The organism is uncultured Campylobacter sp. (assembly GCF_937996225.1).
In the GTDB taxonomy this organism is placed as follows: Bacteria; Campylobacterota; Campylobacteria; order Campylobacterales; family Campylobacteraceae; genus Campylobacter_B.
The window spans coordinates 1-25,547 of the sequence record NZ_CALKTC010000019.1 but is presented as its reverse complement, the minus strand read 5'-3'; the positions used below and the strand labels follow the sequence as shown (position 1 = coordinate 25,547).

The following is a 25,547-nucleotide window of genomic DNA, read 5'->3' as shown; positions in this document are numbered from 1 at the left end:
TTAGAAAAAATTTGTAAGGGGCAAAGTTGCGAGAGGATACGAAAAAAGCAATACTTCCGCCTGCGGACGCATCTAGAAGTGAGTATTGTCGGGATACTAGAATGAACTGGGCGATGGCGGGTATTGCTATTTTAGCATTTGAAATTTTTATCGCAATTTACGTCAAAGGCGGCTTCATACGCTACTATCTAGGCGATGTGCTAGCCGCGGCGATGCTTTATGCATTCGGGCGAGCCGCGTTTAGGCTGCCGCCTAAAGCTTTAGCGTTAGCAATCTTTACTCTCTCGCTAGTTATCGAAATCGCACAATATTTTAAAGTGCTTGAAATTTTAGGCGTCCAAAATTCTATATTGCGGATAATTTTTGGTGGAACGTTTGATTGGACGGACATTGCCTGCTACGCGATAGGCTGCGCTTTAGCTTACGCATCTGAAAGTATCATTTATGATAAGGCGCGACTATGGAGGCGTAAAAGGTTGCCTAAAAATTTTAATGAAATTTTGCAAAGCGGCGATGAAGAAAAGATCAAAGCGGTATTTCAAGCCCTCGATATAAATGCGACTGACAAAGACGGCAACACGATACTTCATATGCTACATGCGGACAAAGATATCAAGAAAAAAGACCCAAACTCACCCTATGTGTATATGGGCGCGAATTTAATCGAATGGATCATCATGCAAGGCGGCGACATAAACGCTAAAAATAAAAAGGGCGAGACGCCCCTTAGAAATTTTATGTGGTATGTATATAAAAATTTACAACCGTATCAAAAGTTAATAATCGTAGGCAATCAAGGTTATGCTTCTTCGGTATATGTAGAACAAGTAAATGAAGTCGTTAATATCGATTTTGGAATAATGTATAACTATATATACAATCTTCTACCTAAAAAATCGCAAATTTATATTTGGCGCCGCTTCGGCAAAAGGTTGGAATATCTATATGTGCCCGAGTATCCAACGGATATGGAAAAACACGATCCGCAAGAATACAGTCAATTTACCTATGATTTTTGGATGAAATTCTTAAGACAAAAAGATAGCGTGCAGTATAAAATGATACATGCGGCTACTAATTTATATTGGCATTGGGACTATAACGGGGAATACGGAAGTTGGATTTTATGGGATGACGATTATACCGATGAAGCTGCCGTCGAAATCAAAAAATATTTTAAGCTAGGCAATAGGCTAGATGAGCTAAATGACGGCGTGCTTGATAAGATGTTTTATGATCTAAGAAAGAGCTGGCGTGCCGAAGATGTAGGTAAGCTTAGATATCTGTTCGTGCTTTGGTTGCTTAAAAATCCCGAGCCGTTTTTAGAGGACGAAATTTAAAAGGAGAAGCGATGGATAAAGAAAAAGCCGTGCAAAAGATGACCGAGATCATGGCGAAATTCGTCGGCTACACGGGCAAGGTGCTGCCTGACGACGTGACGGCGAAGCTAAGCGAGCTCGCCGAGCGCGAAACGCAGCCGCTGGCAAGGGAGATCTACAAAACGATGTTTGAAAACCAGCGCCTAGCTAAGCAGCTAGACCGTCCGTCCTGCCAGGATACGGGCGTGATCCAGTTTTTCGTGCGCTGCGGCGCGAACTTTCCGCTCATCGGCGAGCTTGAGGAGCTGCTGCGCGAGGCCGTACTGCGAGCGACGCGCGAGGCTCCGCTGCGCCACAACAGCGTCGAGACGTTTGACGAGTACAACACCGGTAAAAACGTCGGCAAGGGCACGCCGAGCGTATTTTGGGATATCGTGCCGGATAGCGGCGAGTGCGAGATCCACACCTACATGGCGGGTGGCGGCTGTAGCCTGCCCGGCAAGGCGACCGTGCTGATGCCGGGCATGGGCTACGAGGGGGTCGTGAAATTCGTCATGGATATCATGACCAGCTACGGCATAAACGCCTGTCCACCGCTGCTAGTGGGCGTAGGCGTGGGCACCTCGATCGATGTGGCATCCTTGCTATCTAAAAAAGCGCTGATGAGGCCGCTAGGCTCGCACAATCCAAACGACCGAGCCGCGCTAACCGAAAAGCTGCTCGAAGAGGGCATCAATAAAATCGGCCTAGGCCCGCAAGGCATGAGCGGCGCAAGCTCCGTTATGGGCGTACATATCGAAAACTGCGCCCGCCATCCAAGCGTCATCGCCGTCGCCGTAAACGTGGGCTGCTGGTCGCACCGCAAAGGCCATATCGTCTGGGACGAGCAGCTAAGCTTTGCCGTAAAATCGCACAAGGAGTTCGCGCTATGAGTAAGAAAATTTTAACCACACCGATCAGCGCCGAGGATCTAGCGGATATCAAGATCAGCGACGTCATATACCTCAGCGGGCACATCGTCACCTGCCGCGACGTGCCGCACAGACGCGTCGTGCAGGAGGGTCGCGAGCTGCCGCTAGACATCAGAGGCGGCGCGATCCTGCACGCTGGACCGATCATCAGAAAAATAGGCGAAAAAAGCTTTGAGATGGTCTCCGTGGGGCCGACGACTAGTATGCGGATGGAGAAATTTGAGCGCGAATTTATCGCCAAAACGGGCGTGCGCCTGATCGTGGGCAAAGGCGGCATGGGCGAGGGCACGATGAGCGGCTGCAAGGAGTTTGGCGCGATACACTGCGTATTTCCCGCGGGCTGTGCGGTAGTGGCCGCGACGCAGGTCGAGCAGATCGAGAGTGCGGACTGGACGGAGCTTGGGATGCCAGAGACCTTATGGAAGTGCCGCGTGAAGGAGTTTGGTCCGCTCATCGTCTCGATTGACGCGCACGGAAACAATCTTTTTGAGCAGAATAAGGTCAAATTTAACGAGAAAAAGGACGCGGCGCTAGCTGAAATTTTACCGCAGGTCGGATTTATAAAGTAGCTAAATTTGGGTGGCTTGCGCTTTTAAATTTTTGCCATCGGTCACTAAATTTTAACTGCTTTGGGCGTATTGCGGGCGAGTGGCAAACGCCGCAGTGGAGCGCACGAAATTTACTTTAGAATTTACGTTAAATTTTAAAATTTAGTGCAAATTTTTGCACGCGACGGCCTGCATCTTAAATTTACGCAAATTTATAAATTTGAGCGAGTTTACTTACATGCGGCGATTAAATTTATCGCGGCGCAGTTTGATTTTTTAAATTAAAATTGACACTCAACGGAGCTTTTATGAGAAAAATTTACGCGATACTGCTTGCCGCGCTGGTTGCGCTATCTATCGCGGCTTGCGGCGGCAAGGGCAAAGAACGCCCGCTACCGGCCGGCAGCGTCGCGGTTGCTTTGGGCGATTCGATCACGCAGGGAGTGGGCGCTAGCGAGCAGAGCGCGTGGCCGGCAAATTTAGCGCGCTTGAGCGGCTGGCGGGTGATAAACGCGGGAGTTTCGGGCGATACTAGCGCGCAGGCTTTGGCGCGTTTGCCAGTACTTTTGCGAGAATATAAGCCCGCGCTCGTTATAGTTAGCATCGGCGGCAACGACTTTTTGCGCAGACAGCCTAGCTCCGCCGCGCGCGCCAACATCGCCGCCATCTTGTGCACGGTAAAAGAGAGCAGCAGCCGCGCGGTGCTGATCGGCGTTCCTAAGCTAACTTTAGGCGTGGCTCTGGGGATATTTAGCGATCACGAGCTGTACAAGGAGCTAGCCAAGGAGCACGGCGTACCTTTGCTCTCTGACGCCTGGGGCGACGTGATGAAACAAAGCCGCCTGATGTCCGATCAGATCCACCCTAACGCCGCGGGCTACGCCGAATTTACCTCGAGCTTGGAAAAATTTATGCGCAAACAGGGATTTTTGCGGTAAGTTGTGCGCTATGATTTGCGAGATTAAATTTAAAGTATTTAGAGGAATACCTTAAATTTATGAGCGTTCTAGTAAAATTTTAAAACGATAAAGGATCAATATGAGTACCGCCAAAGAAAATATCGAACAAAGATTAACGGAAATATTGCAGCGAGATAATGCCGTCTGCGTCGTTTTAGACGGTGAATGGGGTGTAGGAAAAACAACTTTTTGGAAAAATTTTTCTAATGAAAAATTTAAGGAAAATTCTGTTTATGTATCTTTATTTGGTAAGGACAGCATCCAGGAAATCAAACAAGAGATAAGTTTAAAATTTTATAGAAAGAATAAAGTCGTATTAAAGATATTAGAAAAATTTAAAAAATTTATTCCTGCAGGTATTTTTAGTTTCTTTACAAAAAGATTTGCCGATAATAAAATTGCAGAATTTAGTTTAATTATGCTGGACTCCCTGTATACAGATAAGTACAAAGATGCAATAATCTGCTTCGATGACTTTGAAAGAATGTCTAATAAGATAAATTTAAAAGATGTTTTAGGGACAATTTCCGAATATAAAGAGCAGCAAAATTGTCACATAGTTATGATTTTAAATCGCTCGAAGATGACGGCTCTTGCTAATGAAGCACAAAAAGAAGATGAGGAAAATTTAGAAGCTAAAGAGCCCAAAAATACTAGCCAAGTAAAAGAGGATAAAACAGAACTAGAAAAAATTTTATCGGAATACAAAGATAAAATCATGGACTACGAGTTTTATTATGATCCGACTCCGCAGGAATCTTTTAGTGTCATATCAGACAAACTAGAGGAAGTTTACCGGGATGCGGTATCGCGGTATTTTACAAAGCATGCCATAAAAAATATTAGAGTGATGAGGCGAGCGATAAATGCGCTGAATGATTATAAACAACATCTAGAAGACAAACTGCAAAAATATCAACCTATAAAAGACAACGCCATAACTTATATACTAGGAATATCAATTATCAATGCGATGAATTCTTCCGCCGAGATTAAACAATTTTTAGGAAAATTAGACCACTGTAGTAATTTAACGGATGTGTATGATTCGTACAAAAACAGAAAAAATATAAGAGACTCAAAAAATGAGCTTGTATTTTTAGACGATGCAGATTATTACCAGCTTGGTATGAATATATTGTCATATACTAAAAAATCAATTATAGATATTGAGGAGTTTAACAAAATTGCAAGAAATATAATTACTAGGGAGTATAACAGTGAAAATAAGCAATATCAAGAAATCGAAAAGGAAATTTCGGATGAGTATTTTAAAGGCGTTTTAGATTTACGGCACGACAACGATGTCTTTATAAACAATCTCTTTACTCATCTAGAAACAAATAAAGAGAATATAATAGATATAGTCGGGGTTAGTCCTTTTATTACATATATAGAGACGCTGGGAAAATTTGATGAAAAAAATAAGCAAAAATACCATGAATTTGCGACTAAAGTTTTACTGGATTATATAACAGATGTTTTCGAAAACAACCAATATCAAAATTTATATACCGATATTTTAGTTAAAATGATAAATTTTGATAAGCGTGTTGAGGAACTGCACGATAACCTTGTGGCTCAAAATGACATATATAAGATCTCATCTGCAGAGAGGATAATAGAAAATATTTTTAACACCAGAATGCCGATACAAAAAGAATTAACCTCAAAAATAACGGAAGAAATTTTAGAAAAATATTGCTATGAAAATTTGGAATTTCTTCGTAGTGCGATAGGATTTTTGCAAAGTAATGCTTCTTATCTCTCAAGTAACAAAGAGGTAAGAGTTAAAATTTTAAACGTATTTAAAAAGATATCAGAAAACGGCGACGAAAATCAAAAACTTAAGATGAAATTTATACTTGAAGATTTGAAGAAAAAGGCTTATTTAGAATAAGCCTTTAAATTTTTACTTCAGTTCGCCCCAATCTTTTGCCGTATTTAGCGAGGTTTTAAGCGGGACGAAGGCTTGTAAAATTTCTTGCGTCATTTCGTGCCATCTTTAGTTTTTTGCTCGCTCTATTTTTTCTGCGCGAATTTCACGCTTGCATAGAGGTAGCTTGCAAGCCCTAGCGCGCCCAGTATCGCGCCCGCCTCGCCTATGTGTTCAAGCCCGAATCTCGTTGCGATCTGATGCCCCAAAAGCGCTCCGCCGCCGATACCTACGTTATAGATCGCCGAATAGATCGATATCGCGACATCGGTAGCATCCGGAGCCAGCGCCAAAACCCTAATCTGCAAGCAGAGTCCGAAGCCGAAAATCCCCACTCCCCAGACGAAAGCCGCGAGCAGCAGCGCTACGTCATTTGCGACAAAAGCTTTTAACGTCAGCACCGAGGCTAGGATAAAAAGGATCGAGCAGATCAAAAAGGCGTTCGAAAATGAGCGGTAAAGCTTTGAAAAAAGCGCGCTTGCGGCGATTCCCGAAGCACCGAATGCAAGCAGGACGTAGGTTACGAAGTGATCGCCCGCGGGATTAAATTTCGCCACGAAGGGCTCGACGTAGCTGTAGGTCGTAAAATGCGCGCCTACGATCAAAAACGTCAGCATATACAAAGCAAGCAGCATCGGGCGCCTTGCAAGCATCGGCAAACTCGCAAGAGAGCCCGCGCGGCGGCTTGGCAAAAACGGTAAAATTTTCCAAAGAAACAGCGCCTCCGCCGCCGCAAGCGCGCCGATCGCAAAAAACGTAATCCTCCAGCCGAAAAGCTCGCCGACCACGCGTCCCAAAGGAAGCCCTAAAACCATCGCAAGCGAGGTGCCCAAAGCCAGCATGCCGATGGCCTGAGAGCCTTTGTTTATCGGCGCTACGCGCACGACGAGCGATGAGGTGATCGACCAAAAGATCGCGTGCGAAATCGCGATGCCCAGTCGCGCGATTACCAAAACGGTAAAATTCCACCCAATGGCAGCCAGGACGTGGCTTAGCGTAAACAGCACAAAAAGCCGCAAAAGTAGCCTCTTGCGCTCAAGCTTTGAGGTTAGCAGCATCAACGGCAGCGAAAGGATACTCACCGCCCACGCGTAGATCGTGATGATTAGCCCCGTACTTGTAACGTCCATCTCAAAATCCGCCGCGATGTCGCTTAGCAGAGCCACGGGGATAAATTCCGTCGTGTTAAAAATAAAGGCGGCAAACGCCAGCGCGATAACTCTCGTGTAAGCGATTTTATGGACGTTCATCGGTTTTCTCTTTCCAGTTTTTAAATTTAGACTTTAAATTTAGCGCATTTAGCGGTTTTTAGCTTTTCGAGTCCTGCTTGGAATTTTAAAATTTTTAAAATTCCGCGCCGTATATACGTGCCGCGTTTCGTGCTAAATCTAAGCGGGGGATTATAGCTAAATTTATCCTCCGCGCAGCTTGCGGAAATAGAATTTACGCTCAAAACGCAAGGTCGCGTGTGGTAAAATTCACACAGCGAGCGATCGATGAAAATTTAAAATGAAATTTGCGCTGCGCTCGGCAGGAGGCAATAAAATTTCTTATGTTTGGTAGAATGCGTCGAAATTTTATATACCGCGATGTTATAAGCCATAAATAAAATTTTGCTACGTTGAGCTTGGATGCGTATGGCGGTTAAAGCTTTGTTGGTGGCTAAATTTATTATCCAGTCTTGTTGCGATATGAGGTTTTTTCATCTTGTGACAAGTGCATTTTTAAATTTCTTAATTTTCGCGTATTCCCGTCATTTGATATTTGGGTCAGAATTTCAAGCCAGACGGCTAAATTTGCATTAATCTCTACCCGCTGCTTGCGATCTGCGCTTAAAGTATGCAAAATTTATTTTCAAGGCGGTGAAAGAGCCCGTCTAAAATCGTCCGCAATGCTCGTCTAAAACTGCCAGCAGATCGCGCTTGTAGCCCGCCTGCTGTGATAAAGCTTTAGAATTTTATTCGGTTTGCGAAGCATTTAAATTTTTAAGCAATAAATATGTAAAATTAGCGAAATTTGATAATTCCAAAGGAACGAAAAATGGCAAAAGTTATGAAAACGATGGACGGAAACGAGGCAGCGGCTTACGTCTCATACGCCTTTACCGAGGTCGCGGGCATCTATCCGATCACGCCTAGCTCGCCTATGGCGGATTACACCGATATTTGGGCGTCGCAGGGCAAAAAGAATCTCTTCGGCATGCCCGTTAAAGTAGTCGAGATGCAAAGCGAGGGCGGCGCGGCGGGCACCGTGCATGGATCCTTACAAGCGGGTGCGCTTACGACGACGTACACCGCATCGCAGGGGCTTTTGCTAAAAATTCCAAATATGTACAAGATCGCGGGCCAGATGCTTCCGGGCGTCATTCACGTCGCGGCGCGCGCGCTTGCGGCGCAGGCGCTATCCATCTTCGGCGATCATCAAGACGTCTATGCCTGTCGCCAAAGCGGCTTTGCGATGCTTGCAAGCGACAGCGTGCAGGAGGTGATGGATCTGGGCGGTATCGCGCATCTTGCGGCGATTAAGGGGCACGTGCCGTTTTTGCACTTTTTCGACGGATTTCGCACGAGCCATGAAATTCAAAAGATCGAGGTGATGGATTATGCCGAGTTTGATCGCCTGCTCGATCGCGAGGCGGTGCGTAAATTTAGAGCTGACGCGCTAAACTCCGAGCATCCTAAAACTCGCGGCACGGCGCAAAACGACGACGTGTATTTTCAGACGCGCGAGCTAACCAATAAATTTTACGACGCGCTTCCGGACATCGTCGCGGAGTATATGAGCGAAATTTCAAAGATCACGGGGCGATCGTACGCGCCTTTCGTCTATTACGGCGCAAGTGAGCCGCAGCGCGTGATCGTCGCGATGGGCTCGGTCAATCAAGCCCTTGAAGAGGTGGTCGATTATCTAAACGCGAAGGGCGAGAAAGTGGGCGTACTAAAAGTGCACCTCTACAGGCCTTTTAGCCTCAAATATCTTTTTGCCGCGATGCCTAAAAGTGTGCGTAAAATCGCCGTGCTCGATCGCACGAAGGAGCCCGGCAGCCTCGGCGAGCCGCTGTATCTGGACATAAAAGCAGCATTTTACGGACGTGCGGACGCCCCGCTCATCGTGGGCGGCAGGTATGGTCTAAGCTCCAAGGACGTTGATCCTGCGCAGCTAATCGCCGTGTATGAAAATTTAAAGGCGGACGAGCCTAAAAACGGCTTTACGATCGGCATCGACGACGACGTGACGCATCTATCTCTACCCGTGGGAGATAAAATTTCGCTCGGCTACGAGGATGAGACCGAGTGCTTATTTTACGGTTTGGGCGCAGACGGCACCGTGGGCGCGAATAAAAATTCCGTCAAAATCATCGGCGACAAGACCGATCTTTATGCGCAGGCGTATTTCGCCTACGACAGCAAAAAATCGGGTGGCTACACGCGCTCGCACCTGCGCTTCGGCAAAAGACCGATCCGCTCGACCTATCTCGTCTCAAATCCGCATTTCGTCGCCTGCTCGGTCGCTGCGTATCTGGACATCTACGACGTCATCGGGGGCATCCGCGAAGGCGGCACCTTTCTTTTAAATTCCATCTGGGATGCCGAGCAGACGGCGGCAAAACTTCCGAATAAGGTCAAAAAAATTCTAGCTGCCAGGCGGGTAAAATTTTATATCCTAAACGCCACTAAGCTGGCACGCGATATAGGGCTCGGAGGCCGCACAAATACGATCATGCAATCGGCGTTTTTCAAGCTTAGCGGCATCATCCCGTTTGAGCAGGCGCAGAGCTATATGAAAGAATACGCTAAGAAAACCTACGCCAAAAAGGGCGAGGCGGTCGTGGCGATGAACTGCGACGCGATCGATAGGGGAGCGGACGCTTTAGTGCAGGTAGCGATCGATCCCGCGTGGGCAAATTTAAAAGATGACCCAGCGGGCGCGGACGACAAATACAAAGGCGACGAATTTATAGAAAAGATCGTAAAACCGATGAACGCAGCGCGCGGCGATAGCTTGCCGGTCTCGGCGTTTTTAGGGCACGAGGACGGCGGGTTTGACGCGGGCACGACGCGATTTGAAAAGCGCGGCGTGGGCGTCACGGTGCCTAAATGGATCGAGCAAAACTGCATCCAGTGCAACCAGTGCGCCTTCGTCTGCCCGCACGCCGTAATCAGAGCGTTTTTGCTAGATGAAAAGGACGAAGCTGCCGCGCCTTTAAATTTAAAAGATCACCTGCTAGAAGCCAAGGGCAAGGAGCTGAAGGGGCTAAAATATAAGATCCAAGTAAGCCCGCTAGATTGCACGGGCTGCGCGCTTTGCGCCGAAAACTGCCCGAGTAAGGAAAAATCGCTCGTCATGGTTCCGCTTGAAGAAGAACTCGCGAAGGGCGAGCAGGAGAGTGCAGACTTTTTATTCGAGCACATAAGATACAAAGACGATTTGATGGACAGATCAAGCGTCAAGGGCGTGGGCTTTGCCCGCCCGTATTTTGAATTTCACGGCGCATGCCCAGGCTGCGGCGAAACTCCGTATATCACGCTGATCACGCGACTTTTCGGCGATCATATGATCGTAGCCAACGCCACGGGCTGTAGCTCAATCTACGGCGGATCGGCGCCCTCGATGCCGTACCGCAAGGACGATAACGGCCGCGGCGTCGCGTGGGCGAACTCACTTTTTGAGGATAACGCCGAGTTTGGGCTGGGAATGAAGATCGCAAGCGAGACGCTGCGCCATAAAATCGAGGATCTTATGCTAGGCTCGCTCTCAAGCGTGCCAAACGCGCTAAAGGCGCTTTATCACGACTGGATCGAAAACAGAAACGATACGCTAAAATCCGCTCAGATCAGAGATAGGCTGGTGCCGCTACTGGAGCAAAATTTGGACGCGCCCGGAGTTCGTGAAATTTTAGAGCTGAAGCAGTATCTAAACAAAAAATCGCAGTGGATCATCGGCGGCGACGGCTGGGCCTACGACATCGGCTACGGCGGGCTCGATCACGTGCTAGCTACCGGCGAGGACGTAAACGTGCTGGTGCTAGATACCGAGGTTTACTCAAACACCGGCGGACAGAGCTCTAAAGCTAGCCGTCGCGGCTCGATCGCGCAGTTTACCGCGGGCGGTAAGGCGGTGCAGAAAAAAGACCTCGGTCAGATCGCGATGACCTACGGCAACATCTTCGTCGCACAGGTAAATTCCAACGCAAACCAAGCCGCGACGCTAAAAGCGATCATAGCGGCGGAGGCTTACCCGGGACCTAGTCTCATCATCGCGTATTCGCCGTGTATCGCGCACGGTATCAAAGGCGGCATGGGCAGCTCCGGCGATCAAGCCGAACTTGCGAGCAAATGCGGCTATTGGCCGACCTATACCTTCGATCCGCGGCTCGCGGCGGAGGGCAAAAATCCGCTTAAAATTTCATCCAAAGAGCCGGACTGGAGCCTTTATGAGGAATTTTTGCTAAACGAAGTGCGCTACAACGCGCTTAAAAAGATCGATCCACAGCATGCAAGCGAGCTTTACGAAGCGAACAAAGCCGATGCGATGAGGCGTTACCGTCAGCTCAAACGGCTTGCGAATGCCGATTTCGGCGATGAGGTTATAATAAGTAAACAAGCTTAAAGCTATTAAAACCTAAAATTTAGCCATCGCATGATGATAGCTAAATTACTTATCGCGTGCTTTTGGATGATTATTTAAGTAAGGAATAAAAAATGATGGATATTGATGGTATGTGCATAGACAATCTAAAAAGTTATCATGAATGTTTAGACGAAATATCTGATAATAGTTTGTTCGAAGGCTTGTTAGGATATGGGTTATTTGCTGAAAAAATACCATCTTTTTTATCGTCTGAAAGTTTTTTTAAATTTTGTAAAAGTAATAACCCCGATTTTAAACAAAAGAATTTTTTATACATTAAATATGAAAACATGCGAAATATTAATGTCCCTAGGTTATTAGCCATACCAAATCCATTTGCTTATTATAAACAATGCCAAATTTTAAAAGATAACTGGAATCATATCAAAAAATATTTTAGAGATAAAACAAAAGATAATAATTACAAAATAAGTAGAATACATATTAGAAAAATATACAATAAAAAATATATATTTGAGCTGAATTCTTTTCATTATGAAGAAGCAAATGAACTATTTAGAATGAACTATAAGCCACATAAAAAAGATGGAAACCCAGAGCAAAATATTATCATAGGCAAAAAATATCTAATTAAAGCCGATATTTCTAACTACTTTTCTAGCATCTATACACATTCTATACCCTGGGCTTTAATTGGAAAACAAGAAGCAAAAAAAGATAAAAATAAAAAGGACGTGTGGTATAACGAGATAGATAAAAGAACAAGATGGCTTAATAACAATGAGACGCAGGGTATATTAATAGGACCACATACTTCAAATTTGATCTCAGAAATTATACTTGTTTCAGTAGATAATGAAATATCAAAAAAATATCAGTATATAAGAAACATAGATGACTATTCTTGCTATGTTGAAACGGAAGAAAAAGCAAAACAGTTTTTAATAGATTTGTCGCAAGAGTTAAAGAAATTTAATTTATCATTAAATCATAAAAAGACAGAAATTATACAATTACCCATTTCTTTTGATAATGATTGGACTAGAAAACTAAAACTATTTAAATTGGAGACCTATTCTGATGAAGGCAGCAAGACTGATAAAATTAATTATAAAACTGTTGCCTTGCTTTTAGATACAGCAATAGAATTAATGAAAGAAAATAAAAATAATACGTCTATTTTAAATTACACTATTAAAATTTTGCTTGGATATGATATGTCACTAAATGCAAAAAAATATTTTATAAATATTGTTCATCATTTAACTTTAATATACCCATATCTTATATTCTTATTAGAGAATATTTTTGATAGTAAATCTTTAGGTCTTAAAATAAAACAAATTTCTGATGATCCTTATAGTAAATTTTTGTATCTAAAAATAAAACAAATTTCCGATGATATTTTTCAATTGGGGCTTAAAACAAAAAATTATGAGGCTATGTCTTATGCTATATATTTCTCATTAAAATACGATTTTAAGCTTAATCAAAAAAATTTATTAAAAGAAGCAAAACATCAAGAGGATTGTATTTTTATGTTGCTTTGTTATATTTATGACAAAAAATATTTCAAAAATAATAAGGACAAATTTCAAGAATATATAAATATAGCAAAGTCATTTATAGTTCAAGAGTCAATAAATTTAAAAGTTTTAAATGATGAATTTTGGCTATTTGCTTATGAAGTTTTAAGATTGGAGGACCCGAATGCGTTAAACGTATGCAATGATTGGAAACAATTGCATGACAATCAGATTTCTTTTGTACTTTTTGAGAAAATAAATTTGATAAAATATAAAAAATCGGACTAATCAGCGGCATGAGTTACGAATCTACGATTACCTATTATGATGGGATCAATCGCAAAATTAACGAGCGTCTAGGCGGGCTAAGTAGCGGCGAAATTCTGCTAAGTAGTCTAAATTTTGACGAGATCGAGCGGTGTCAAAGAGATAATGAGTGGGGCAGGGCGGGCGAAATTTTAGCTCGTCACGCGCGAGTTTTGCAAAGCGGCGGCGCGGATTATATTTTTCTTTGCACCAATACGATGCATAAGTGCTACGAGGCGATAAAAGCCGCTATATCCGTGCCTTTCGTGCATATCGCGGACGCCACGTTAAGTGAGCTGCGAAAACGTGGCGTGCAAAAAGTAGGGCTGCTCGGCACGATTTACACGATGACGCAGGATTTTTACAAACAGCGCCTAATAGATGGCGGCGTAGAGGTACTCGTGCCGAATGCGGACGAAATGGAAGCGCTAAACGAAGTAATTTTTAATGAGCTTTGCTTTGGTAAAATTTTACCACATTCCAAGAAGAAATTTTTACAGATCATTGAAGGACTTAGGGCTCGCGGTGCGCAGGGCGTGATACTGGGCTGCACGGAGATCGGGCTGCTCGTATCTCAAGCAGATACCGCCGCGCAGCTATTCGATACTACGCAGATCCACATCGATGCGGCAGTAAGTCTAGCTTTAAGCGAATAAATATCAAATATGAGCCGGTAAAATTCCAGCTTATAATTTCAAATTTTTATATATATTATCAGTTAAAATTAATCTTTCTCTGTTATAATAACGACTATCAATCATAGAAGGGGATGAAATGAACGTTTTAGTTATAGGAGCAGATGAGATTACGCCCATTAAGGCGGTTTTAAAGGATCTTGGCGCGAGCAATATCGAGCACTGGGACGCACGAAACGAAAATCGCGTAAATCGTAAGCCGATCCCGCAAGATACCGAGTGCGTCGTGATGCTTACGAGCTTTTTGAACCACAATACGATGAAAAAGATCAAAGGCGAAGTCAAAAAGCGCAAAATCCCGCTCGTATGCGCTAAAAGAAGCGTTAGCTGCGTATTTTGCGAATACTGTAAGGTTTTCAATTTAAATCAAGAATTCGGTTGCAGACCTTGCGAAGATGATTAAAATTCCAAGGAATTTAAGTAGTGACGGCAAGCCCAGGCAAGCGGTTAAAAAATCGCGCACTACGTCGCAATCAAATGCTTACGACGATGAAGCTGGCGAGCTAAATTTCAAGGATCTTTTAAATTCTAGTAAATTTAACGCTACTTGCCTTGCGCACGCCGAAAGCAAGAAATTTAACGGCAAATTTAAAAAGTTTTCAAGTGGTGAATCGGGTGCGCTTAATTGTAATGCCTCTAAGCCGTGCGTTGCAAAGAGTGCGCAAAAAGGCGGCGCAAATAGGAATTTTACAGCAAGGGCTTTTTACGACACTGACTTAGTACAAAAGAATTTTTTCTGCGCTAAGCGTTCGGACGAGAAATCAGCTTTGTTACGAGATATTGCCGCGCCAAAACGAGATATCGCGGCGCGCGAAAAACGCCAAAAAACGGATCTGCGGCGCGATAATGAGCTTATTGATGATGAAATTTTAAATGCCGAAACTTTTAATAAAAAATTATTTGGTGGCGAAATTTTTGGCTTTGATGCGAACGGGCGCGAGATTGTGCCAGAGGCACTGCAGGATTATGATGCGGCTTCGCGAGCGCGAGCGATGCTAGCTCTATATAATTTTAACGTTAATGCGGATTATAGAATTCTGCCCGCAAATTTAAAAGGCGCTTCGCAGTTTCGAGCGGCATTTTTAAATTTCATCGCCTCCGAGCTTGGGCGCGGGGCTCGTAAAATTTACCGTTTCAAGCCCGCCGTGAAATTCTGTACGGCGGATAATGCGATAATCTTTGCCTATCTGCGCGATATGCCGCTGCCTGTATTTGCCGCCAAGCCCGCTTATAAGCTAACTCGCGCGATCGTGAGCTTGCGTAGCGGCTTGCTGCTAAATGCCGGCGAGGCGTTTAGCGATTTTGTATTTTCAAAGATCGCGCTGCGAAATGCAGGCGCAGAGATTGAGCTTAAAAACGAGCTCATCATCGTGCGAAAAAACGGATTTTCGCTCGGAGTGATAGCAAATTTCAGATCGATGCTCGTTTCAAATCATACGCTTTATGATAATGATATAAAAAAAGCGCTAGAGCTTTGTCACGGAGCAAACATCGACGCCCTGTATCTTGTCTATCCAAAAAATGAAAATTTTAACCGCCACGTCGAGATAAAAAGCGAATGCTTTAAGGGAAATTTCATTATGAAATTAGTACCATACAAGCTTACCGACAAAATTTATTAAAAGGATATCAAATGGTTGGAATTATTTTTGGAAGCTCGATGGGCAATACTGAGGACGCCGCGAAGCTGATCTCCGAAAAGCTAGGCATAGAAAACGAGCTTAAAAACGTTGCGGACATCGCGCCCGCAGATCTAAATAAATACACCGCGCTCATCATCGGCAGCTCCACGTGGAACGACGGCGAGCTACAAGACGACTGGGCGGGCTTTGATTTCTCAGCCCTTGATGTCGCGGGCAAGACTGTCGCGATTTTTGGCATGGGCGATAGCTCAAGCTACAGCGACGCCTACTGCAACGCAATGCGCGAGCTATATGACAACTTCAAAAAAGCGGGTGCAAATATCGTAGGTGCAGTGCCTACCGACGGATATGAATTCGACGAGAGCAAGGCCGTAGTGGATGGTAAATTCGTAGGTCTCGCGCTAGACAATGACAATCAAAGCGACCTCACCGAGAGCCGCATCGAAGCGTGGGTAGCGCAGATCGCTCCATCTTTTAAATAGTCCTCCTTTAAATTTGCCGCGGAGCTCACGCTCCGCGGTACTTTCATCTTTTTTTAAAATTTAAGCTCTGCCGACTTCGGTTAAATTTAAACGGCTTTTAAATTTTAAAATTTTAATTTGCGAGAATGAAGTTTATCTTTTAAATTTAGAGCTGCTCGATACTTTTGCGCTCATGTAAATATAGACCTGCTTGGAGGCGCACGTAGCGTGATTAGAAAAAATTTAGCCTCTGTGACGGCGGAAGAATGAAGCCGAGAGTTTGCATAGCACAAGCGGATTTATAAACCTCGTCGGCATAATAATCGGCGAATGTTCGGGAAATAAAATTTGCAAATTTTATAAAAAGCGAAGCGAGAGGCATCGTTGCTAAAATTTCTCTCCGCACATACGCCATTGAAATTTCTTTCCACTCACACGCCGTTAAAATTCTCTCCGCAGCTCCGCCGTGAAATTTCGCTCGCCGTTTAATGTAAAATTTTATCTATCCACGCATCGAGCGGCTGCCGTTTGTCCGTAAAATTTAGCATAAATTTGGCGCCGCAGCCGCGTGCAGCTGTCATTCTTTAAATAAACCGCAGCATAACCCGCGAGATCGCCCGCCGCTAGGAGCTAAAGCCGCAAAGCCGTGCGGCGGCGACAAAGCATAAATTTAAAAGAGGAATTTTGCTCTTTACGCTACTTCGCGCAAATAGCGCGGCAAAGCGTAAATTTAAAATTTAGGGCGCAAATTTTAAGGCTTAAAATTTACAGCCCCAGCTCTATCGCCAGATCCTTTACCGCTTTGAGATTTACTTTGCCGCTGCCGAGCACCGGGATTTGCTCGACCTTTTTCACGACGCTTGGCTGCATTATCGGCGCCAGCGCGGAGTCCTTCAGGCGGCGCGAAATTTCATCCTCGCTCGTCTCGCCCACGTAAAGCAGAGCGATCTTTTCGCCCTTTTTTTCGTCTTTTAGATTCACGCACGAATAGATCGCGCTCTCGCCCAAAATTTCGCCCACGGCGCTTTCTACCGCGCCCAGGCTGATCATCTCGCCGCCGATTTTAGCAAAGCGCGAGAGGCGGTCGGTGATAAATAAAAACCCGTCGTCGTCGATATAGCCGATGTCGCCGCTTTTGTAGTAGCGCACATCGTTTATTTGTGCGATCGCTTCGGCGGTTTTTGCCGGCTCATCGTAGTATTCCTTCATAACCTGATGCCCGCCGATTAAGATAAGCCCCTCCTGCCCGTTTGATAGCGGCTGAAGCGAGGCGGGATCGGTGATCTTTATGACCGTGCCCGCAAGCGGCAAGCCGACGCTCTTTTCGCGGTTGAAGTGAAGCTCTTTGAAAAAGTCGGGTTCGAGGACATTCGGCGTATTTACGCTCACCACCGGCGCAGTCTCGGTCGTGCCGTAGCCCTCGTAAATTTCGATGCCGAATTTTATCTTAAATTCCTTTCGGACGTTTTCGTTTAGTTTCTCCGCGCCAGCAATCGCCAGACGGATGCTTGCTAGCATAAGCGGATTGAGTCTTTTGTTTTTGGTGTAGAGCCTAAAAAACGTCGAAGTGCCGAACATTATCGTAGCGCCGTATTTTGCGCTCATCTTGCCTACGCTAAAGGCGTCTGTAGGATCGGGCACATGGATGCTTAAAATTCCGTCGTTTAGCGGAAAGAGCGTCGTTACGGTAAGCCCGAAGCAATGAAAGATCGGTAGTGACGCCAAGATCGCATCATGCTCGGTGGCGTTTATGAGCTCGGAGATCTGCTTGACGTTCGCCATTATATTTTTGTGCGTCAGAACCACGCCTTTGGGCTTTCCTTCGCTGCCGCTGCTAAATAAAATGGTCGCTACGTCCTCTATCGCGTGCGGCTTAAAATACAGCGCGCGAAATAAAATTTTAGGCATCAGCAGCGATTTTAGCGCGCAGGCTATGCGCTCATTTTTAGAGGCGCCCTCGCTTAGATCTTCAAGATACACGAGTCGATCGCCGATCGAGCTTTCTAGCTCAAAGCCCTTTGATTTGAGCTTTTCTACGAATTTGCGCGAGCTGATGATCGTGCGGATATTTGCCTTATCCGCGCAATATATTAAATTCTCCTCGCTTAGCGTGTAGTTTAAATTTACGCTCGTTTTGCCCATCGCAAAAAGCGTTAAATTTACGGCGCTTGCGATGACCGAGCTAGGCAAAACGATACCTACGTTTTCCTCGCTATCTATGCGGCTCTTTAGCCTTTTGCGAAGTATCAAAACGGCGCTCATCATCGCTAAATTTGTGAAGCTCACTCCCGTGCTATCGACCGCTACGCGCTTAAAAGGCGATCTTTTGGCTTGATTTAGCCAGTTGTAGGCAAGCGGCTTTAGGCTTGCGAGGTATTTGCCCCAGCTGAAAAACGACAGCTCCGTTACCGCGCGCTTTACCTCGTGCGCCTTGGAATTTGCCTCGATCGGCGCGCCGAAGCTTACGCGAAGTGCATTTTTGCCGCTTTGCGAGATCGTTCTTTTATAATGCTCGCTGGCGCGCGAAAACGTCGATCCCCAAAGCCCTCTGATGTAAAAAGGCACGATTACGGAGTTCGTATCGTGCGCGGCTAGCTCAAATCCGCCCTGAAACTCGTCTATGCGGCCGTTGTAGCTGATGTGGCCTTCTGGGAAGAGCCCCACTACTTCACCAGCATTTAGCGCCTCGCGGATGCTTTCGATCGCGCTTTTGCTAACGCCCGCTCCGATTGGAATGACGCGGAAAATTTTAAAAAACCACTTCAAATACCACAGATCGTAGTAGCTGCGATGCATCACGAAGCGCACCCCGCGTGGGCAGGCAAGCTGCACTACCGCCCAATCGATCCAGCTGATATGGTTGCCCAAAAGCAGTACGCCGCCTTTTTGCGGGATGTTTTCGATGCCGTCTACGTGGACTTGGTAGCCAAATTTCATAAACGGAATGAGTAAAATTCTAACGAAAAGCTGCGGCAGATATTTTGCGCCGAAGATCCCGCAGATAAGTACGCATAGCGCCGCCATAACGAAAATTTCGCCGCTGGCGACCGCAAAATGCACCAAGATGATGGCGATGAGCAAAAACAGCACCATAAAGATATTTTGGATAAAATTTGAGCCCGCGAGCACCCGTCCCATGCGCTCATCGGCGGTGAAAAACTGAATGACAGCGTTGAGCGGCACGATGAAAATTCCGCCGCTAAATCCGAAGAAAAACGACGCCGTACCGAGCCAAAATACCGAGTGCGCGTTGGCTAGCACCATTAGCGCGAGCGCCAGACCGAATGCGCCAAACGGCACGATACCGAGCTCGATATGTTTTTTGCAGTAGCTGCCCGCAAAGATCGAGCCTAGCGCGATTCCGATCGCGCTAAGAGCTAAGATCACCTGGATCACCATTACGTTATCGCTGCCGCTAAGGCTCTTGTAGTGAGCTGGGAAGGTCGCGATCACGAGCTGTGAGACTGCCCAAAACATCGAAAGTCCCAGCGTACAGAGCAGGACGTTTTTGTCTTTTAGCACAAAATTTAAATTTTGCCTTAGATAGCGAAGCTTAAGATAGTCGTCTTTATTAAATTCCGCCTGCGGCTGTGCGGCGTCGAAGAATGGAATTTTATACGAGTAGTATGTTTCAAGCACGGAGCCCGCGACCAAAAGTACGCCGATGAACCAAACCGAGCTCATCAGCTCGCCCGCGTCGCTGCTGCGCGTCGCAAACAGCTCGAAAATCACCGAAAACGCAAGCGATGAAAGTAGAATTGCGATGATGGTAAGAGCCTGCACGAGGCCGTTTGCCGCGCCTAAATTTTTCGCGCCGACGATCTTTTTAATCAGGCCGTATTTGGCGGGCGAGTAGATCGCGCTTTGCGCCGCAAGCAGGATCGTCATAAAAAACGCGAAATAAAACCATCCGCACAGATAACCTAGCGTAATGAGCGCGGTAAGCGCGACGCCGAGTTTTGCGCAGATCCGCGTGATGCGAGTGCGCGAGAATTTGTCGTTGAGATAGCCGCTGGCGCTAAAAAGAAATACGTAAGGCAGCAAAATTAGCAAATTTACAAGCGATGTAAGGGCGATGAGAGCGCCCGAATCGGCGCTTTTAACAAGGACGTTTTGGATCGTGATCTTATGGCCCAGATCAACGCTTGCGTTGATAAACATAATCGCCAAAAACGGCAAAAATCCGTTGATTTTTAATAAAGATTTCAAGCTATCTCCTTTAAAAACGGGATTTTATCTCACGGAAGTTAATAGACGCAAATTTAAGGCGGCTTCGCTACAATTACGCAAAAATTAAAGGAAAAATATGAAAGTGCAAATCACAAATCGCGACGTCGATAACCTCAATAAATTTATGCTGCTTTACAGCAAAAAGGCGCGCAAGCAGCGCCTAGTCAGCACCTACGCCATACCATTCGAGTTTTTGCTCGTTGGCATCATCATCGACGGGCTTTTAAAAACGGCGCCGATTGCGAGCGTGGCGTCGGTTATTTTGGGTGCGGCGTGGCTTATTTTTTATCCGAAATTTTACCGCCGCATGCTAAGAAAACATCTCTCTGCCACCAAGCTCGCGCAAGACTCGGGCATAGAGATGGAATTTATCGCGGGCGAGGATGAAATTTCATTTTCGAAGGGCGAGCCGCGCGCAAGCGAGAAATTTGCCGCGCGCTCACTAAATCGAATCGCTGCGGGCGGGGAGAATTTTTTCTTGGCGTTTGATCGCGGCTTTCACATCGTCCTCCCAAAAAACGCCGAGACGGACTCTGCGGTGCAGCAGCTCGCGGATCTGCGCGGGCTGCAGATCGAGCCCGTGGATATGGATGTTGAAATTTAGAGCTTTGCTTTTAAATTTAAGGCTCGTAAAATTCGTTATATAAATTTAAAATTCTAGAATTCTGCCTCTGAAATTTAGTCATGGCAGCGTTTTCTCTTAGGTGGCACTACTTACTCTGCTTCGCTGCGCTCGCAAGAAATGCCGCAGACTAAGCCTTGCGTCGCTACGCTCGTTTTACAAGGAGCCCCCTTAAATTCCTAACCTCTGGCATGCTCAGGGGGGGCGACTCCGTCCGCGTTAAAATTTAATATGACCTGGATTACTACATGAGGAATTTTAAGTATGTTTGTTTCATTAGACTAAAACTCAGGCATAGCCTGCACCGCTTAAAGCGTCGTCGGGGGATGGGTGGGGCTTGTGGGCGAGCAGAGCAATGCGGTGCTGCGGAGGCGGCGCCCGCGAGAAGTGCGACCTCGCAATTTAAGCCCCCTTCCCGCCCCAAGAGAAACATATCGCGGGCTAAAATTTAAACGGAATTTTATTTTGTAATAAATTTAAAATTTCTCTATGTAGAATTTGCCTCTAGAATTTGGGGCGTGGCAGCGTTTTCTCTTAAGGGGGAAGGGGCGCTACTTGCGAGGCGCTCCCCTTCCCCCTTAAAATCCCCCAACCCCTGGCACGCTCAAAGGGCGAGCTACGCTCGCGCTAATTTTAAACTGCGGCTGGCGGCAAAATTTTGGCTAAAATTCTGCATTCAGCTTGCCGTTACGCCTCGCGCATCTCCTCTGCTAGGAGCTTTTTGTAGGTGCGCTTGAAATGAAACGCCCAAATTAGGGGAAAGATTATCTCCAACCCTTTCCAAAATACATATCCACCATACCAAAAAAAACATTTGCAAACCGCATAGCAAGCGACTACATAGCTTGTCCCAAAGACGGCACCCCAAGCTACTATTTCAGAGTCGGTCGTAACAACCCAGATCGCAATCAAATATATGAAAGCGCTTAATAACGCAGTCGGGAAAAACCAATTCAGAACGCCTAATTTCTGGTGATTTATATCCGCGCTAAGATAGCCCGCCGCGCACGCGATGATACACAGGGCGCATAAGATAGCGCGCAGCACGGCTAAATATTGCAGCCCGCGGGGTTGTATAAAGCCTTCATAGTCGCTGTTTTCACCGCTACTACTTTGTTTATTTTTGCCGCCGCGCCCCGCCACATAGACAATATGTGCGCCTAACGCTATGAAACATGTGCATTGCGTAAAATCCATAAATATGAGATAGCCAAATATTGTCCAACCCGAGCCATCACCACCTGTAGACCCTATTAGAAAAGGCCACGAAATTTTCACTATGCAAAACGTCGCCGCGAGTAAAATCGGGTGCAGCGCGAGCCTGCCGTTTCGCAAATCGGAGAGTAAATTTTTAAAATATCTCATGCTTTCCCCTTAAAATTCCGCGGAATTCTATAATTCCGAAAGAACTTCGCGTGCGTAGTTTGCGAATAGAATTTTAGAATTTCCAGATGCTAAATTCTATCGCTCAATTTATAATTTTACGGCATAGGGTTTTGAAATTTGACGTAACCCCGCCCACTTTCCATTATTTTAAGGCGCGGTTCAGAGCTGAAATTTTAAAGCCACTTTACTCGTTCATTGCTAGGATCCGTTTCGTTGCCGATCGCTTCGTAGCGCGAGTAGTAAAACTCCACAAACTCCCGTACCTGCGTCTCGCGCGGCAGATACACGCCGCCGCTAAGCTCTGCAAAGCGCGACAAAAATTCCGCCGCGTCCTTTTTGTCGCAATAAAGCCGCGCCAGCTCCTCGTAGTTTTGCAAGCACGCGGCTTTGAAGCTCTCATAGCCTGCGCGGTCAAATTTAACTGCCAGACGCCCGCGCTCAAATTTCAAAACGCCCGATGCGAAAAGCAAGCTCAGATGTATCAGAGCCTCGCAGTAGTAGGGCTTGAGCTCCTCCACCCGCTGCCACGCGATGAGCCCCACGGCGCGGCGGATCAGCTCATCTAGCACCGGCAGGCAAAACTCCGCCTCCTCGTGGAAAAAGAAGCTCACGAGCCCGCCAGTGGTCGCCTTGTACTCCTCGATGAGCTTGAAAAGCCCCGAGCGGTTCATGCGCGCCTCGGTGTCCGCGTCGATAAAAAATATGTGCCCGAATTCATGTCCGATCGTCGATATTTCGTAGACGCGGCGCCAAATTTGCGGCTTTTTAAATAAAATTTCACGTCCGAAATTTAGATAGTGAGGCTCAAAAATTTCGCCGCTTAGCCGCATAAAAGGTCTAGCCTTGGCGCTTTCATAGACGAAATTTACGAAGGCGAAAATTTTCTTGCCGCAGTTGGTGCTTACAAACTCGTCGTTGGGTACGACCTGAGCCGAAAAGAGTCCGTTCAGATCGGCGCCGTAGTAGATCAGCGGCGCGCAGACGTAAAGCTGGGTTTTGGCGATGTTTGAGAGCACGAGCGAGTGCATGACGGCGTTGTTCGCGTCTATTTTTTCATACGCGCGCTCAAAGCTCTCGCTTACGCGCGCTTTAAATTCCTCCGCGCTAAACTCATACGCGCCTGCAAGCCTGACGTCCCATTCCAGCGCGACTGCGTGCGTGTAGGCATCCTCGTAGTACTCAAGCGGATGACCGATCTGAAGCGGCGTTTTTATATCCATCCACGCGATCTCCGCATCCCGCCACGCGCCGATCACGGCACTAGCGTCCTTTTCGCAAAAGGCCTGTTTGAGCTTGCTTAGATACGCGATGTAGGCTAGCTCGCTCTCATCTTCGGCAAGCGTCACAAGGCGCTCCAAAAGATCGCTAAATTCGCTCTGCAGCTTCGCCGTCTCATCCGCAAATGCCACGGCGTAGGGCACCATTTGGGATTCGCCATCGCGCTGCACTATCGCGCCGTAGCAGCGCTCGCAGATCTCGCCGTGAGGCGTGCGCATAAACAGCTCCTCTTGCAGTAAAAATTCCTTCGCCTGCGCAAGCGAGCTAAATTCCTTTTCCCAGCGCTTGTTCGTGCCTTCGATGATTAGGGCTTGCCAGCTTTTTTGCATATCGCTTAGCACGAGCCCGATGCGGTGCACGCCCTTTAAAAGCTCCAGATAAAAGGGCTGCAAAATCCCCTGCGCGCCCGCCTCGGCGATGAGCGCTTCGTGCATGCCCTCATGTATTTCGCGCGTGAAATCATACATTTTGCTCTTTAGCTCACGCTGGCGCGCCTCATCGTAGCCCAAGCGGCGAAATTCTTGCAGTAGCGGATCCTCTTTGAGATCCACGATGCGGCGCAGTACGGCGATACGCGCAGTATCGCCAGACTCAAAGCCGCAGATCTCCAGCCCGCGCGCGATCAGCTCGGCGTGCGGCTCGTCGTAGAGGGCGTTTAGTCGCGCTTTGGCGGCGGCTGCCATCTCGCTAAGTTTTGCAAAATCGTTCATCGCGTATCCTTTTTGCCGTTTTTATCGTCTTTTTACGAGTGGAATGTGTCTGCTTCGCGAGCTAAATTTTATCCTCACGCCCGCTTAAAATTTTAAAATTTCGGCATAGATTTTTGCCGATTGTATCGAAAAAGTGTTAAATTTGCGCGGTTAAAATGCGAGATTTTTAAATTTAAGGAGTAAAAATGAGCGATTTAAACTTAGACGATTTCGGCGAGCCGCGCATAAAGGTCGTAGCGCTGCCTAAGGATACGAATAGCTCGGGCAATATTTTCGGCGGCTGGATACTAGCGCAGATCGATTTAGCGGGCGCGACGGCGGCGCGCGAGATAGCGCCCGAGCGGGTCGTGACGATCTCGATGCAGGAGGTAACTTTCAAGCAGCCCGTATTTATCGGCGATGTCATCAGCTGCTACGCAAAAGTATTAAGCGTAGGAAATACCTCTATCCGCGTGCAGATTGAGGTCGCAGCGTTGCGGCTTGGTGAGGATGGATTTCGCGAGTGTCTGCACGTAACCAGCGCGATCGCAACCTACGTAAGCGTGACCAAATCAGGCCAAAAAAAGCCGATCAGCGCAGAGATCAAGCGGCTGCATGGATTTTAAAATTTCTCAGACTTTAGTTTTAGCTCAAGGAATTTTAGTATCAAGCTTATAACGCGAAAATTTTTATGTGGGATAAGCTTAGTGCGCAGAATTTACTGCATAAAATTTTATAATTTTAAGCGCGGAATTTTGCTGTACAGTATTTTAGCGGAAAACCTCGCAGACGGAATTTTGGAATTTTGGAATTTTGCGGCGCGCAGATTAATAAACAAATTAAAACGCGCCGCGGTAAGTCGTGCTAGCAGCTAGTTTGCAGCGTCTTGAAGCTCTTCTTCGATCTCGGAGTTGCTTTTTACGACCATGCCTGAGCCGTGGATGACGCTAGGGATGCATGCCGTACAGATATCGACCTCTTCGCCGTTTTTGTGAGCGCGGACGAACACGGCGTTTTCGTTTTCCGTACTTTTTTGTCCGCAGACGTTGCAAACTACGATATTTTCAGTTCTCATTTGGCTTCCTTCGTAAAAAATTCGGGCGTATTTTATTTAGTTTTTCGCCGATTTGAAATGATTTACGTCAAGCGCGAAGTCTCGCGTAAAAAGAAAAAATGCGAAAAATAAATAACGAAAAAAACCTGCAAAAAAAGCCCGAAAATAGGCACCAAACATAGCAGGTAAAAGCATAATGCGGCGGCTTTAAATTTATATCCGCCGTAGTCCAGCAAATAAAGCTCGAATTTGTGCCGCGAGAGGGCGTTTGGCGCGACGTCGATGAAAAGCAGCGAATAATAAAGATAAAAAAACGCCGGGTGCAGGGCGAG

The 25,547-nt window shown here is 46.3% G+C and carries 18 protein-coding genes and 1 pseudogene; 13 read left to right on the top strand and 6 right to left on the bottom strand.

Annotation, left to right across the window (positions count from 1 at the left end):
- The first annotated feature begins 26 nt into the window (after positions 1 to 26).
- The 5 genes from Q0174_RS02360 to Q0174_RS02340 all read left to right on the top strand — a co-directional run bounded on the left by Q0174_RS02360 (position 27) and on the right by Q0174_RS02340 (position 5,697).
- Positions 27 to 1,340, top strand: coding sequence for a DUF2809 domain-containing protein (locus Q0174_RS02360; protein ID WP_298041445.1), 1,314 nt, complete (start codon positions 27 to 29; stop codon positions 1,338 to 1,340).
- Positions 1,341 to 1,351: 11 nt separating this feature from the next.
- Positions 1,352 to 2,251 carry a L(+)-tartrate dehydratase subunit alpha gene (gene ttdA / locus Q0174_RS02355; RefSeq protein ID WP_298041443.1) on the top strand — a complete coding sequence of 300 codons (900 nt, stop codon included), beginning with the start codon at positions 1,352 to 1,354 and terminating at the stop codon, positions 2,249 to 2,251.
- Positions 2,248 to 2,859 carry a L(+)-tartrate dehydratase subunit beta gene (ttdB, locus tag Q0174_RS02350; RefSeq protein WP_298041440.1) on the top strand — a complete coding sequence of 204 codons (612 nt, stop codon included), beginning with the start codon at positions 2,248 to 2,250 and terminating at the stop codon, positions 2,857 to 2,859. The genes ttdA and ttdB overlap by 4 nt, the downstream gene beginning before the upstream one ends.
- A 287-nt stretch (positions 2,860 to 3,146) precedes the next feature.
- Positions 3,147 to 3,776, top strand: coding sequence for a GDSL-type esterase/lipase family protein (locus tag Q0174_RS02345; protein WP_298041438.1), 630 nt, complete (start codon positions 3,147 to 3,149; stop codon positions 3,774 to 3,776).
- Between the two features lie 100 nt (positions 3,777 to 3,876).
- Complete coding sequence (locus Q0174_RS02340; RefSeq protein ID WP_298041435.1) at positions 3,877 to 5,697, top strand: P-loop NTPase fold protein; 1,821 nt, start codon at positions 3,877 to 3,879, stop codon at positions 5,695 to 5,697.
- Positions 5,698 to 5,819: 122 nt separating this feature from the next.
- Here the strand turns inward: Q0174_RS02340 and Q0174_RS02335 are convergent, their stop codons facing one another.
- Positions 5,820 to 6,983, bottom strand: a complete 1,164-nt coding sequence (locus tag Q0174_RS02335; protein ID WP_298041433.1) for a sugar transporter — start codon at positions 6,981 to 6,983, stop codon at positions 5,820 to 5,822.
- A 790-nt stretch (positions 6,984 to 7,773) separates the two neighbouring features.
- On the opposite strand from Q0174_RS02335, the gene nifJ reads away from it, so the two are divergent.
- The 6 genes from nifJ (at position 7,774) to fldA (ending at position 15,977) form a co-directional block, all read left to right on the top strand.
- Entirely contained in the window at positions 7,774 to 11,343 is a 3,570-nt protein-coding gene (nifJ, locus tag Q0174_RS02330; protein WP_298041432.1) for a pyruvate:ferredoxin (flavodoxin) oxidoreductase, read from the top strand.
- 92 nt (positions 11,344 to 11,435) lie between these two features.
- Positions 11,436 to 13,139, top strand: a complete 1,704-nt coding sequence (locus Q0174_RS02325) for an RNA-directed DNA polymerase (protein WP_298041430.1) — start codon at positions 11,436 to 11,438, stop codon at positions 13,137 to 13,139.
- Positions 13,140 to 13,147: 8 nt separating this feature from the next.
- Positions 13,148 to 13,813, top strand: coding sequence for an aspartate/glutamate racemase family protein (locus Q0174_RS02320; RefSeq protein WP_298041428.1), 666 nt, complete (start codon positions 13,148 to 13,150; stop codon positions 13,811 to 13,813).
- 118 nt (positions 13,814 to 13,931) lie between these two features.
- A complete protein-coding gene (locus Q0174_RS02315; protein WP_005870807.1) occupies positions 13,932 to 14,255 on the top strand; it encodes a DUF2325 domain-containing protein in 324 nt (107 codons plus the stop codon).
- A complete protein-coding gene (locus Q0174_RS02310) occupies positions 14,248 to 15,474 on the top strand; it encodes a hypothetical protein (RefSeq protein ID WP_298041425.1) in 1,227 nt (408 codons plus the stop codon). Before Q0174_RS02315 ends, Q0174_RS02310 begins: the two co-directional genes overlap by 8 nt.
- An 11-nt stretch (positions 15,475 to 15,485) precedes the next feature.
- Positions 15,486 to 15,977, top strand: a complete 492-nt coding sequence (gene fldA, locus Q0174_RS02305) for a flavodoxin FldA (protein WP_177389208.1) — start codon at positions 15,486 to 15,488, stop codon at positions 15,975 to 15,977.
- Between the two features lie 744 nt (positions 15,978 to 16,721).
- On the opposite strand, the gene Q0174_RS02300 is transcribed toward fldA, so the two are convergent.
- Entirely contained in the window at positions 16,722 to 20,165 is a 3,444-nt protein-coding gene (locus Q0174_RS02300; RefSeq protein WP_298041424.1) for an acyl-[ACP]--phospholipid O-acyltransferase, read from the bottom strand.
- A 97-nt stretch (positions 20,166 to 20,262) separates the two neighbouring features.
- Between Q0174_RS02300 and Q0174_RS02295 the strand changes: the two genes are divergently transcribed.
- Entirely contained in the window at positions 20,263 to 20,790 is a 528-nt protein-coding gene (locus tag Q0174_RS02295) for a hypothetical protein (protein WP_298041422.1), read from the top strand.
- 705 nt (positions 20,791 to 21,495) lie between these two features.
- Here the strand turns inward: Q0174_RS02295 and Q0174_RS02290 are convergent.
- Both Q0174_RS02290 and ciaB read right to left on the bottom strand, forming a co-directional pair.
- Positions 21,496 to 22,173 carry a hypothetical protein gene (locus tag Q0174_RS02290; protein ID WP_298041421.1) on the bottom strand — a complete coding sequence of 226 codons (678 nt, stop codon included), beginning with the start codon at positions 22,171 to 22,173 and terminating at the stop codon, positions 21,496 to 21,498.
- 194 nt (positions 22,174 to 22,367) lie between these two features.
- Positions 22,368 to 24,182, bottom strand: a complete 1,815-nt coding sequence (gene ciaB / locus Q0174_RS02285; protein ID WP_298041419.1) for an invasion protein CiaB — start codon at positions 24,180 to 24,182, stop codon at positions 22,368 to 22,370.
- Positions 24,183 to 24,367: 185 nt separating this feature from the next.
- Between ciaB and Q0174_RS02280 the strand changes: the two genes are divergently transcribed.
- Positions 24,368 to 24,787 (top strand): acyl-CoA thioesterase, encoded by a 420-nt coding sequence (locus Q0174_RS02280; RefSeq protein ID WP_295153100.1) that lies wholly within the window; start codon positions 24,368 to 24,370, stop codon positions 24,785 to 24,787.
- Between the two features lie 245 nt (positions 24,788 to 25,032).
- Here Q0174_RS02280 and Q0174_RS02275 read toward each other — a convergent pair whose 3' ends face one another.
- Positions 25,033 to 25,236 carry a hypothetical protein gene (locus Q0174_RS02275; protein ID WP_298041417.1) on the bottom strand — a complete coding sequence of 68 codons (204 nt, stop codon included), beginning with the start codon at positions 25,234 to 25,236 and terminating at the stop codon, positions 25,033 to 25,035.
- 62 nt (positions 25,237 to 25,298) lie between these two features.
- A pseudogene (locus Q0174_RS02270) lies at positions 25,299 to 25,547 on the bottom strand (hypothetical protein); the annotation flags it as partial.